Annotated in this window: 13 protein-coding genes; 8 read left to right on the top strand and 5 right to left on the bottom strand. The window is 60.8% G+C overall.

Going from position 1 to position 12,210, the window contains the following annotated elements:
- Nucleotides 1-5: 5 nt before the first annotated feature.
- The gene (locus tag QM596_RS25900) at nucleotides 6-1,295 is read right to left on the bottom strand and encodes an MFS transporter (RefSeq protein WP_020905883.1); all 1,290 of its coding nucleotides are present in this window, start codon (nucleotides 1,293-1,295) and stop codon (nucleotides 6-8) included.
- A gap of 26 nt (nucleotides 1,296-1,321) precedes the next feature.
- Nucleotides 1,322-2,509 (bottom strand): acetylornithine deacetylase, encoded by a 1,188-nt coding sequence (argE, locus tag QM596_RS25895; RefSeq protein WP_283310247.1) that lies wholly within the window; start codon nucleotides 2,507-2,509, stop codon nucleotides 1,322-1,324.
- Between the two features lie 111 nt (nucleotides 2,510-2,620).
- Here argE and QM596_RS25890 point away from each other — a divergent pair, with 111 nt between their 5' ends.
- From QM596_RS25890 to QM596_RS25870, 5 genes are all read left to right on the top strand, one after another.
- A complete protein-coding gene (locus QM596_RS25890; RefSeq protein ID WP_283310246.1) occupies nucleotides 2,621-3,688 on the top strand; it encodes an Lrp/AsnC family transcriptional regulator in 1,068 nt (355 codons plus the stop codon).
- A 51-nt stretch (nucleotides 3,689-3,739) separates the two neighbouring features.
- Nucleotides 3,740-4,300: a TIGR03086 family metal-binding protein gene (locus QM596_RS25885; RefSeq protein WP_020968193.1), complete on the top strand. Its 561-nt coding sequence runs from the start codon at nucleotides 3,740-3,742 to the stop codon at nucleotides 4,298-4,300.
- Between the two features lie 51 nt (nucleotides 4,301-4,351).
- On the top strand, nucleotides 4,352-4,960 hold the full coding sequence (locus QM596_RS25880; protein WP_019746515.1) for a TetR/AcrR family transcriptional regulator: 609 nt from the start codon (nucleotides 4,352-4,354) through the stop codon (nucleotides 4,958-4,960).
- Between the two features lies 1 nt (nucleotide 4,961).
- On the top strand, nucleotides 4,962-5,858 hold the full coding sequence (gluQRS, locus tag QM596_RS25875) for a tRNA glutamyl-Q(34) synthetase GluQRS (protein WP_172932478.1): 897 nt from the start codon (nucleotides 4,962-4,964) through the stop codon (nucleotides 5,856-5,858).
- Between the two features lie 255 nt (nucleotides 5,859-6,113).
- On the top strand, nucleotides 6,114-6,854 hold the full coding sequence (locus QM596_RS25870; protein ID WP_019746513.1) for an EAL domain-containing protein: 741 nt from the start codon (nucleotides 6,114-6,116) through the stop codon (nucleotides 6,852-6,854).
- A gap of 28 nt (nucleotides 6,855-6,882) precedes the next feature.
- On the opposite strand, the gene QM596_RS25865 is transcribed toward QM596_RS25870, so the two are convergent.
- Nucleotides 6,883-7,536 (bottom strand): DUF4190 domain-containing protein, encoded by a 654-nt coding sequence (locus QM596_RS25865; protein ID WP_047888056.1) that lies wholly within the window; start codon nucleotides 7,534-7,536, stop codon nucleotides 6,883-6,885.
- A gap of 130 nt (nucleotides 7,537-7,666) precedes the next feature.
- Between QM596_RS25865 and QM596_RS29745 the strand changes: the two genes are divergently transcribed.
- The 3 genes from QM596_RS29745 (at nucleotide 7,667) to QM596_RS25850 (ending at nucleotide 10,196) form a co-directional block, all read left to right on the top strand.
- Complete coding sequence (locus QM596_RS29745; RefSeq protein ID WP_020968189.1) at nucleotides 7,667-8,389, top strand: RDD family protein; 723 nt, start codon at nucleotides 7,667-7,669, stop codon at nucleotides 8,387-8,389.
- A gap of 340 nt (nucleotides 8,390-8,729) precedes the next feature.
- The gene (locus QM596_RS25855; RefSeq protein ID WP_019746510.1) at nucleotides 8,730-9,344 is read left to right on the top strand and encodes a hypothetical protein; all 615 of its coding nucleotides are present in this window, start codon (nucleotides 8,730-8,732) and stop codon (nucleotides 9,342-9,344) included.
- Between the two features lie 117 nt (nucleotides 9,345-9,461).
- Nucleotides 9,462-10,196, top strand: a complete 735-nt coding sequence (locus QM596_RS25850) for a queuosine precursor transporter (RefSeq protein ID WP_019746509.1) — start codon at nucleotides 9,462-9,464, stop codon at nucleotides 10,194-10,196.
- Here the strand turns inward: QM596_RS25850 and tgt are convergent.
- Both tgt and QM596_RS25840 read right to left on the bottom strand, forming a co-directional pair.
- Entirely contained in the window at nucleotides 10,187-11,476 is a 1,290-nt protein-coding gene (tgt, locus tag QM596_RS25845; RefSeq protein WP_069146636.1) for a tRNA guanosine(34) transglycosylase Tgt, read from the bottom strand. The two genes, QM596_RS25850 and tgt, sit on opposite strands and share 10 nt — an antisense overlap.
- Before the next feature lie 54 nt (nucleotides 11,477-11,530).
- The gene (locus QM596_RS25840; protein ID WP_157902088.1) at nucleotides 11,531-12,199 is read right to left on the bottom strand and encodes a GOLPH3/VPS74 family protein; all 669 of its coding nucleotides are present in this window, start codon (nucleotides 12,197-12,199) and stop codon (nucleotides 11,531-11,533) included.
- Between the last annotated feature and the right edge of the window lie 11 nt (nucleotides 12,200-12,210).

Genomic DNA, 12,210 nt, shown 5'->3' with positions numbered 1-12,210 from the left:
CGCCGTCACTTCTGACTGAAAAGCGTCCTGGCAGACCACAGCCCGCCGAGGGAGAGCACTGCGACCGTCATGTAGTAGTAGCTCGGAGCGTCGAGCGAGCCTGTTGTACTGATCAACCAGGTCAAGACCAACGGCGCGATTCCGCCGAGCAAGGTCACGCCGAGGTTGTACGACAAAGACATCCCGGTAGCCCGGATCTCCGCCGGGAACAGCGAACTCATCAAGGCAGGCAAGGGGCCGAAGGCAAACGCCATGATGACGCCCAGGGCCGAAACAACCAGGACGAGCGTCAGAGTCGAGGGGTGATCGACCATCAGTTTGAAGAGCGGCCAGGCCAGGACGATTGCCGCAACGGCGGCCCAGGTCATAACTCTCGCAGGTCCGACCCGGTCTGCAAGATGACCGATCAACGGCACGGTGATCAAGGTGACCAGTCCGGCGACGATTCCGCCGAGGTAGCCGGCAGAGGCGGATACTCCGAGGTTCTTCACGGCAAACGTCGGCATGTACAAGATGAGGTAGATCGAGATCGTCGCGACGCCGACTACTGCGGCGCCGGTCAGCACCCGGCCGAGATGCCTGGTCAGCGTCGTCTTCAGCGGGGCCTTTTCCGGGACGCTCGTCTTGAAATCGTCCGTTTCATCGAGCTTGGCGCGGATGTAGAGACCGACCGGCCCGACGATGATGCCGAAGAAGAACGGAACGCGCCAGCCCCACGAGTAAAGCGCTTCATGCGAGAGATGGGTATTGAGCACGTATCCGAACAACGATGCCAGGAAAACCGAAGCACCCTGGCTGGCAACCTGCCAGGAAGAGTAGAACGCCTTCTTGTGCGGTGCAGTTTCCACGAGGAAGGTTGTAGCAGTACCAAATTCACCGCCAGCGGAGAATCCTTGAATGAGTCGCGAAACCAGGATGACGACGCCGGCCCACGGCCCGATCATCGAGGTCGTCGGCGCCACGGCCATGATGAGCGTGCCGATCATCATCAGCATCATCGTCAACGTCAAGGCGTTCTTGCGCCCGCGACGGTCGGCATAGCTTCCGAGAACCATCCCGCCAAGCGGCCGGATGACGTATGAGATCGCGAACGTCGCGAACGTCAGTATCAAGCCGAGAGTGTTGTCGCCGCCGGGAAAGAAGTTATGGGCGATGACCACTGCAAATGATGCGTAGACGATGACGTCGAACCATTCGAGCGCAGCGCCGAGCGAACTGCTGATCACCGCCTTGCGAGCAGCGGCCAGGCGTTCCGGGGTGACTGCTCCGGAGGTTGGCGTAGTTGCCGTGGACATGGTTTTCCTTAGGGGGTGAGGGTGGGTCAGGCGCGGGCGTGAGCGATGACGTTCCGAACGAACTGCTCGCACTGTGCCAATTGGTCAAGTGTCACGTACTCGTCAGGTGCATGCGCCTGAGTGATGCTTCCCGGCCCACACACAACAGTGGGGACACCGATACTCGCGAACATCCCGGCCTCGGTGGCGTACGCGACCTTTTCGTCCGAGGGTCGACCACCCCATTGTTCGACCAGTGCGGCCGCCGAAGCATTCGCATCCGTCTCCAGGGGAGGAACCGAGGCCGACACGTGCATCGTCACGGAGGCTGACGGGTTTTCTTCCTGCATCAGGTTTTCGATCCGATTCGCCTCGGCGGCAAAGCGTTCGAGCAAATCTGCGGCGCCAGCTGAGCTGATGCTCCTGAATTCGAAAGTGATGGAGCAATCCTCGGGGACAGTGTTCACTGCGATCCCACCGGATACGAGATTGACCGAGCACGTCGTCCAGGCCACGTCGAATGCGTCGTCGTACGGGCCGGACGCACGGAGCTCGTCGGCCGCGCTTCTGACGAATCGAATCAACTCCGCGCCGTATTCGATCGCGTTGACTCCTTGCGGAGTAAGCGACGAGTGCGCCGAAACACCATGCAGATCAACACGTATGACGTTCATCGACTTGTGTGCGCGAATGACCCGCATCTCCGACGGCTCTCCGACGACGCACACATCAGGGCGCAGGTTCCGGGAAACAACCTCCTCGACCAACCCGGCCGCACCGATGCAGCCGACTTCCTCGTCGTAGGAGAATGCAAAGTGAATCGGCTTCGCCAGCGGCCGAGCAACGATGTCGGGGATCGCCGCGACAACGATCCCGATGAACGACTTCATGTCGCACGTGCCGCGTCCGTACAGACTTCCGTCGCGAATTTCGGGAGTGAAAGGGTGGCTGCTCCAGTCTTGATCGTCGACCGGCACTACATCTGTATGGCCGGAAAACATCACTCCACCGGCAGTGCTTCCGTCAGGAGGCGTGAATGTTGCCAACAGGTTCAGCTTGGAACCCTCGTCGTCGGAAACGAGTATCGACTCGACCCCGTGGCGACGTAGTTCCGCGGCGATGAGATCGATCAACGGTCGATTGCTCACGGCACTCGTTGTATCGATTCCGATGAGGCGCTGCACCCAGTCGAGACTTCTCTCGGTTGGAACAGCGGACAACGTGGTGGACGACATCTGGGTTCTCCTTTCACAGCACGAACGTGGTGGGCACTTGCCACCGCGTTCTGCCCTTCGAGCATGAATGAAGTGATCCCAGACACAATGAAGATGCACGATACTTGCAACATGATCAAAGAAACGCAGGATTCCGCCGTGCTCGACGACGTCGACCTCGCCCTGATCAATTGCCTGCAACTCGACCCGCGAGCGTCGTGGCGCACGGTTGGTGACGCGCTCAAAGTTGATCCGGTTACCGTCGCGCGCCGCTGGCAACGGCTACAGGACTCCGGCACCGCCTGGGTCTCCGCGAGGGCAACCGGCCACGGCCGTCCGGAATCGTGTCTGGCTTTCGTGGAAGTCGACTGTACGACTTCGAACGCCTTGGCGATTGCGGAACGTCTTGCCCGCTGGCCGCAGGTTCTGAGCGTCGAACACACAAGCGGCCCAGGCGACTTGACCCTTCTCGTCGAGGTCAGAGACATGGCTTTCCTGTCGCGTTTCCTGCTTCGCTCACTCGCGTCGGTGCCCGGGATCGTCAGTTCGCGTGCGCACCTCGTCACCGAGGTCTTCGCGATCGGAGACGACTGGAAATTGCAAGTACTCGATGCCACGCAGCGGGCGGTGATGACAGACCGGCCTGTGCGCTACAAATATGCTCCGACGGATCAGCGCCATCACGGGAAGACTTTCGACGCGGTCGACCGCCAATTGATATTGAAGCTGGGCGAGGACGGTCGATCCTCGATTGCAGAGCTCACGGTCGGTACCGGCCTGAGCGAAAGTACGGTCAGGCGGCGACTTGCCGAACTGACGTCGCGCAACCAAATCGTGTTCCGCTGCGACGTGTCTCTACCGCTGTCCGGCTGGCCCCTCGTGACCTGGGTGTGGGGATATGTCGAACCCACGGACCGGTCGACGATTCGTGCTCTGGTGGAGCGAGTGCCTGGAACACGAGTGTGCATGCGGATATCCGGTGGACGCGCCAACACACTGCTCGCGATCGCCGCACACTCCCTTCGCGAAACTCCCATTACCGAAGTACAACTCGCACAAGAGGCACCGGGCCTGGTGGTGCTGAACAGGTCAGTGGTGCTGCGATCGATGAAGAGGGTGGGCCGACTTCTCGATGACGAAGGCAAGAGCGCCGGGGTCGTACCGATGGACATCTGGGCGGAAGCCCCGGAGATCGAGTGAATGTCCGAAATAATCAATCATGACGCGCCGCGGTGGAGAAGGATTGCTGTCATGACTTCAACAGAGATCTCCCCCGCCCAGCGTTATCGGGATCTGGCCGCCGGATTCACGGCGCGGATCGACGCCGTACCCGCCGACCGCTGGGACAACGATTCCCCCTGCGAGGGCTGGACCGCCCGCGACGTGGTGAGACACGTGCTCGACAGCGAACGCGACATGGTCAAGGTAGTCGGCCTGGAATTGGCACCCGGTCCGTCGGTCGACGACGACCCGTCGGCAGCCTGGGCGGCCGTCCGAGATTCGATGCAGGCCATTCTGGACGATCCGGCAAAGTCCACCCTCGAATACGACGGGCACTTCGGCCGGACCAACCTCGGGGCCACGGTCGAGGGGTTCTTGTGTTTCGATCTGGTCATCCACGGTTGGGATCTCGCAGCCGCGACCGGCACCGATACGACGATGCGTGACACGGACGTGGAGTGGGTGTCGGAGATCGCCGCGGGCCTCGGCGAGTCGATCCGCATGAGCGGTGTGTGCGGCCCGGAAATACAGGTTCCGGACAACGCTGACAAAGCGACGAAACTCCTTGCCTTCCTCGGCAGGAAGGCGTGAAAAAGTACCCCTGACGTGGGCATTACTTCCATACACATGTAATGTCGCGGTATGCCGGAACGCCGAAAATCCTCCACGAGTCCAGACCTGCTTGCGGCGGCATTGTTCGATGTCGCCGCGGAATCCGGACTGGAAAATGCCAGCGTTCGCGAGGTCGCAAAACGGGCGGGTGTCTCGATCGGCGCAGTGCAACATCATTTCTCGACCAAGGACGAGATGTTCGCATTCGCACTGCGAACACTCGTCGATCGATTGTTGACCAGACTGGCCGAATCGTCCGCCGACGCGGACCCGCATACCGCCCTGTTCCAGGCGCTCTCGCAACTCCTGCCCCTCGACGAGCAACGCACGCGTGAGGCGCATGTGCTCGCCGCGTTTGCCGTGCGCGCCGCAACCAGTGAGTCACTCTCCGAAATCCGCCGGACAACCCTGTTCACAATCCGCACCGGCATCTCGACAGTTCTGATCGGGATCGGAACTCCGGAAGCGGAAACCAGAGCGGCACTTCTACTTTCAACCGTCAATGGATTGGCCCTCGACGCACTCGGAAGCCCCGCCATGTATCCGCCGCAGTACCTCGATCACGCTTTGGAAACCCAGATCCGCCTCACCCTGCACGACGCCGAGAACCCGCTCGCCTCCGTCGGGCTCGCCAGCTGACGTGGCCGGAGCAGGACGCTTCGCGCCGAGCCCGTCCGGCGATCTCCATCTGGGAAACCTCCGTACCGCCCTCTTGGCCTGGCTGTTCGCCCGCACCAGCGGGCGCGACTTCCTCATTCGCGTCGAGGATCTCGACCGTGTCCGACCCGGCTCGATGGAACGACAACTCGACGATCTGCGCAGGCTCGGCCTCACATGGGACGGCCCAGTCGTCTTACAATCGCACCGTCTTCCCTTGTACCACAACGCTATCGAACTATTACGCGAGCGCCACCTGACCTATCCCTGCTTCTGCACACGCAAGGAGATCCTGCAGGCACCGTCCGCTCCCCATGCTCCAGACGGCGCCTACCCCGGCACGTGCCGGAACCTGTCGAAGGCCGAACGCGCCGAGAAATCGGCAAGCGGCCGATCCCCCGCGCTGAGGCTACGGGCCGACATCGATTCGTTCACCGTGCACGACGAACTGTTCGGCGAGGTGACGGGGCAAGTCGACGACGTCGTCTTGCTCCGCGGAGACGGCGTACCCGCCTACAACCTCGCCGTTGTCGTCGACGACGGTGCGCAGAACATCGATCAAGTGGTCCGCGGCGACGACCTCCTGACCTCGGCGCCGCGTCAGGCGCACCTTGCTCAACTGCTCGACATCGAACCGCCGTCGTACGCCCACGTTCCTCTCGCGTTGAACAGTGAAGGCAAACGACTCGCGAAGCGCGACGGCGCAGTGACTCTGGCCGATCAACTCGAGGCCGGACGCAGTGCCGAACAGGTCCTGACAATGATCGCGTCGAGCATCGGTCTCGCTGAACCCGGCGAAGTTGTCACACCACCCCAATTGGCGGATCGATTCGACTCTCGCAAGATCCCCCGAACCCCGTGGATTTTCCCGGCGAAGTAAGTGAAGTTTCAATCGACACCTCGTCGGGACAAAAGCTCGATTGTCCGATATGACAAAGCCGTCCGCAATAGCTATTCGTTGGCAATTCTCGATTAGTGAAGTACGGTCAAGACTGGCGAAGGAAATTCAGGGCGAGTAGTCCCTGCAAAACTACGCCCGGGATCTGAACCTGGGATCCGACCGCAGTACCCACTTGCAGCATCCACGCTGACACGCACGTGCGGCACGGGCGACTCAGGACGAAAAGGAATACGCATGGTCCGCGAGCTTCGCGAGGCACTCGACGACCATCAATTCGAGGTGTTGTATCAACCCCAGGTCAATCTGAACTCGTCAGCAATTATCAGCTATGAAGCACTTCTGCGGTGGCGCCATCCGCTTCGAGGGTTGATCGAACCCCAAGATTTCATGCGCTCCGCCGAATCCTCTGGGCTCATCATTCCCATCGGGCTGCAGGCTCTGGACATGATCTGTGCCCAAACAGCGTCGTGGCCTGAGCACATGATGGTCGCGGTCAACTTTTCACCTCGCCAACTCGCTACCCCGCACGCCGCTCACGAGATCCTCGGAGCGCTGGACAGTTCAGAAACCCCACTGAGCAGAATCATCGTGGAAGTCACCGAACTCGGCGTCGTGGGTCGGCATGCCGCCGAGACCCTTCACGTCTTGCATAACGAGGGAATTCGAATCGCGCTGGATGATTTCGGGGCGGGCTTCGCGTCTTTCTCCGCGTTGTCGGAATTGCCGCTCGACATTCTCAAGATCGACCAATCCTTGACCTGGGCCGTCAGCGCAGCGGGTCGTGCTGGAGACCGCGCCTTCATGGTCATGGAGTCAATCGCCGACATCGCGCGGAAGCTCGGGCTTGATTCGATAGCCGAGGGCGTCGAAACCGCGGAACACGCAGCCAACGTCTTGCAGGCCGGCTGCGACATGGGCCAGGGCTATTACTTCGGGAAGCCGCTTCCTGCGTCGTCCATAGTCACTCCCGTGTGAGCGCCAGCCACTTCAGTACGACGCCACTTCAGTACGACGACGATGCGCTCGCGATGAGTGCGACCACGAGAATCACAGCAAAAATGGCCAAGAAGGTTGCTCCGACCGCAATTCCGGCTATCGCAAGCCCGCGTCCCTCTTGACCTGTCTGCTTGATCTGATTGAGCGCGACAATTCCCAAAATGATTCCGATGATTCCGCCGAGACTGTAGAAGCAACCGCCTGCAAGCGATACCACCAACGACGCAATTGCGAGACCATTGGTGCCGACTGGCTGCATCGGCGGGATGTATCCACCAGCGAATTGGTTCGGTTGACCGTACGCATTCGGCGGTTGACCGTATTGGGGCTGTCCGTATTGAGCTTGTCCGTATTGTCCGGGTTGCTGATATTGATTCGGATGATATTGATTCGGCGGTCCGAAATTCTGCGGCGGCAGGTATGGATTGGGTTCACCAATTCCACCCGGCTGAGGCGTATTACCGGTTGGGTTGTACGACGGCGGCGGATAACCCGGGTACTGCTCGTTGGGAGTGGTATATCCGGGAACTTCAGGTGAAGACTGCGTTTCGGACGGGGACACGCCGTACCCCTCGGGCGGCAGGCTCGGAAATTCTCCGTATCCAGGTTTTGCCTGGTAATCGCTCGAAGAATCGTCGTTGTTGCCCCCAGAACTCGTCATACAACGCAGCCTAAACCACAGGTGACCTCCGAATCCAAGTGAGCAGATGTCATCCACATCGCTCTTTGATCCCAGTAGGGTCATATCCACTGTCACACTCGAGCGCGATATTTACGACTGAGGGGAACACATGACAACCGGCGGGTACGACCCCAACCAGAATCCAGAAGGAGGGAAGCAATTCCCACCCCAGGATCCATATGGCCAGCAGGGAACACCTCCTCCCGGAAGTTACCCACCTCCCGCAGGCCCCCCGCAGGGCGGTAGCTACCCGCCTCCTCCACAGGGCGGGAACTTCCCGCCCCCTCAAGGTGGCAACTACCCGCCGCCCGGTGGATACCCGCCGCCTCCGCAGGGCGGCAACTTCCCGCCGCCTCCGCAGTTCAACGACCAAGGTGCGTACGGCGGAGGAAATCGACTGCCCTCGGGTGCTCAGCCGGGTGATCTGTGGATTCGACTCGGCGCCCGCATCATCGACGGAATCATCGTCGGCATCATCGCCGCGATTCTGGCTCTCTTGGTCAGTGACTCCGACAGCTTGATTCTGATCTCGGGACTGTTCTCGGGAATTCTGACCTTCGCTTACTTCATCGCAATGGAAGTAACGCAGGGTCGGACTTTGGGAAAGATGATTCTGGGCCTTTCAGTGCACGGTCCGGGCGGCGCACCTCGCCCCTCCGTCCAGCAGTCTGCGATTCGCAACGCCTTCACGTTGCTCTCGATCATTCCGATCATCGGCGGAATCCTCGCGCTGGTCGCCTACATCGTCATCGCGGTCACCATCAACAACAGCCCCACCAAGCAGGGCAAGCATGACGAGCTCGCTGGTGGGACTCAGGTAGTCAAGGGTTAGGTAGACATATATGACAACCGGTGGGCAAGACCCCAACCAGAACCCAGAAGACGGGAAGCAATTCCCACCCCAGGATCCGTACGGCCAGCAGGGAACACCCCCTCCGGGGAGTTATCCTCCACCGGCCGGTCCTCCGCAGGGTGGAAGTTATCCCCCGCCCGGCGGCTACCCGCCGCCCCCACAGGGCAACTTCCCTCCACCCCCGCAGGGGGGAAGCTATCCCCCTCCCGGCGGAAACTACCCGCCTCCCGGTGGGTACCCGCCGCCTCCCGGTGGTGGCAACTTCCCGCCTCCGCCCCCGAATGACTACGGCGCAGGCTTCGGCGCCCCCCAGCTTTCTGTGGGTGCGGCAATTTCCTACGGCTGGAACAAGTTCAAAGACAACGCACTGGTCTGGATCGGGATCTCGATCATCGCTTTTCTGATCGCCGGACTCATCCAGGGTGCTTTCAACGGCTTCGACTACACCAATACCGAATTCAGCGCGCTGTCGATCGTGGGTGGATTGGTCACCGCAATCGTCGGCTACATCATCCAAGCCGCATTCCTTCGTGGAGCGTTGAGCGAATTGGACGGAATCAAGCCGGCTTTCGGCACCTTCTTCCAATTCACGAACATCGGTGCAGTTGTTCTCGGCGGTTTCCTTGTCGCCGTCGCCACCTATGTCGGTTTGGTTCTGTGCATCATTCCCGGCATCATCGCGGCGTTCCTGCTCTACTACACGCTGACCTTCATCGTGGACAAGAATCAGGATGCGATTTCGGGCATCAAATCGAGCTACGCGTTGACCTCGTCGAACGTCGGAACGTTGATCCTGCTGGCGCTCGCTCTGATCGGTATCAACATCATCGGCGCACTGCTGTGCGGAATCGGTCTTCTCGTGACGGCGCCCGTCGCGCTGATCGCCAGTACCTACGCATACCGCGTGCTGACCGGCGGCCATGTAGCTGCCTGATCAGTTCGTTTGCATCACCGAAGGCCCTGCGGCTCCACGTGAAACCGCAGGGCCTTCGGTGTGTTCTGCGCAACTGGACGGTCGCCAACTCGCATCCGAGCGCCTTGTGGTGCTTGGATGACGGACGTGACAGCTCAGGATCAGCAAGACGAATCGACCCACGAAACCAAATTTGCGCACGTCAGCCGGGGTTATTACCCGACAATCGTCGCGCTCTTCACCGCAACGCTGCTGATCTCGAACGTGGCGGCGACAAAGGGGGTCGCCTTCTTTGCGGATTCCGACTTCTCGCTCGGTCCCTTGCAGATTCTGCCCATAATCACCGATGGTGGATTCTTCTTGTTCCCGCTTGCCTACGTCCTCGGTGACGTACTCAGCGAGGTGTACGGCTTCAAAGCGACCCGACGCGCGATCTACCTGGGCTTCGGCGCACTGATTCTTGCCGCCGCGTGCTTCTGGATCGCTGTGCAACTCCCGTCGGCAGAGTTCTACGAGAACCAGGCCGCCCTCGAAACCGTGGTCGGCGTCATTCCCCGGCTGCTGGTCGCAGGATTGGCCGCCTACCTCGTCGGCCAGCTGCTGAACTCCCTGGTCCTGGTCATGATGAAAAAGCGCATGCAGGAGAAGCACCTGTGGGCGCGGCTGATCGGCTCGACCGTCGTCGGCGAATTCGCCGACACCCTCATCTTCTGTTCCATCGCAGCCGGTGTCATCGGCATCAGTACGTGGGAAGACTTCATCAACTACGTGCTGGTTGGCTTCCTGTGGAAGACGCTTGTCGAGGTTCTGGTCATGCCGATCACCTACCGCGTCATCGCCTACGTGAAGAAGCGCGAACCGACCTACGTCTGAGGTGCAGGCGTCTTCGCCGCATAGAACTTTCCGAGCATGTCCGCTTTGAAGTCGTGGAAGTATCCGCCTTCGATGCTGGCTCGGATGTCGTCGACCAACTTCACGGTGAATCGCTCGTTGTGGATGGTGCACAGCGTCGACGCGAGCATTTCCTTCGCCTTGAACAGGTGATGGATGTACGCGCGGGTGTAATTGGCGCAGGTGTAGCAGTCGCACTCGTCGTCGATAGGCGTGAAGTCACGACGGAATCGGCTGGTATTGATGTTGAACCGGCCGGAGCGGACGTAGATCGCGGCATTGCGAGCAACACGCGACGGATTGACGCAGTCGAAAGTGTCCGCTCCGTTCTCGATTGCGACGAAGAAGTCGTCCGGTTCACTGATGCCGAGCATATGACGCGGCTTGTTCTCGGGTAGTTCCTCGTTACACCAACGCACGATCGTTCCGAGGTTCTGCTTCTCGAGGGCGCCGCCGATGCCGTAACCGTCGAAGCCGTATCCGTTCTCGCCTTCGATCGACTCGAGTCCGCGGCAGGCTTGACGACGCAGATCTTCGTACTGCGCGCCTTGGATCACGCCGAAGAGAGCCTGATAGGGCTTGTCGGCGCGTTCGGCCGTGAGCTTCTCGTGCTCGTTGATGCAGCGGATCGCCCAGGCCTGCGTGCGCTCGACCGATCGCTCCTGATAGCCGCGGGTGTTGAGCAACGTGGTGAGCTCGTCGAACGCGAACATGATGTCTGCGCCCAGTTGATGCTGAATCTGCATCGACACCTCGGGGGTGAAGCGATGCTTGCTGCCGTCGAGGTGCGATTTGAACGTCACGCCCTCGTCGTCGACCGTCGCGAGACGCTCTTTGCCCTTTGCGATGACGTCGTCGGACTGCACGCCGACGGCTTCCATCGCGAGCACCTTCTTGAACCCGACGCCAAGGGACATCACCTGGAAGCCACCGCTGTCGGTGAAGGTAGGGCCGTCCCAGTTCATGAACTTGCCCAACCCGCCCGCCTCGTCGACGATGTCGGGTCCCGGCTGCAGGTACAGGTGGTACGCATTAGCGAGCAACGACTGCGCACCGAGTTCCTTCATGGACTCGGGCAGCACGGCCTTGACCGTGGCCTTGGTTCCGACGGCCACGAACGACGGAGTCGCGATATCGCCGTGTGGTGTGTGGATCGTGCCGGTTCGTCCGAGTCGGTCCTCGAGCCTGGTCCCCATGGTGAAAATCGACTCGGGACGCTTGTCGACGGCGGGCACGGGCGGTGTCGGAACTGCAGAAGTCACGGGCTCAATCCTGTCACAGCTGCAGAAAGGGCCACGTCGTGCAGTATCGCTCCGTCACGATCCCGAGGATGTCGACACGGCAATTGTTGCGGTGAGCGCCGCAGTGGTGGCTGCCTGCGTCGCCGCGATCGACTGCCGCACTGCCTCGCTCGCCCAGTTTCCTTGCGACAGCACTTTCGCTCGCGCTTTCGCCGCCTTGAACTGATCGGCCGGAACGACCACCTTGAGCATGTTCGCGCCTGCCAAGATCGACACCAATGCACCTTCGGTTGGGGTGGGTTGGCGGACCCCCAGCAGAATCTCACGAAGCACGAAGCGTAGTTGATCCTCGTACCGCGGATTGGTCGCCGGCCATCTAACGTTCGGAAAGAACCCGAGCACTTGATGTTCCACGGCCGTCACAATTCCGCGGGCTCCCATACCCGCATAGAGCGCCTTCCTTGCGCCCTTCGCAAGTCGGTTCACCACCGCAGTCGGCCGGGCCGGTGGCTTCTCGGCCAGCCGTGCCAATGCAGCGTTGAGAGTGGGATCCGCGAGTGGCCGATTGTCGATGACGACTGTCCGCGCCCGCCATCCGGCGCCGTCGAGGCGGACGCGGTCGGCAAGCACAAGCTCGACCAACAAGGCGCCTCCGAGCGCAACATCGACGTAGGACGACGAACGCAGCAGCTTTCCGCTGACGTCGTCGGTGGCGAGCAACAGCAGATCCTCGGCAATCAGCATGCTCACCACCG

This window comes from Rhodococcus sp. IEGM 1406, from assembly GCF_030056745.1.
Lineage (GTDB): Bacteria > Actinomycetota > Actinomycetes > Mycobacteriales > Mycobacteriaceae > Rhodococcus_F > Rhodococcus_F erythropolis.
The sequence above is the reverse complement of the archived record's forward strand: the minus strand, read 5'-3'. Positions and strand labels throughout refer to the sequence as shown.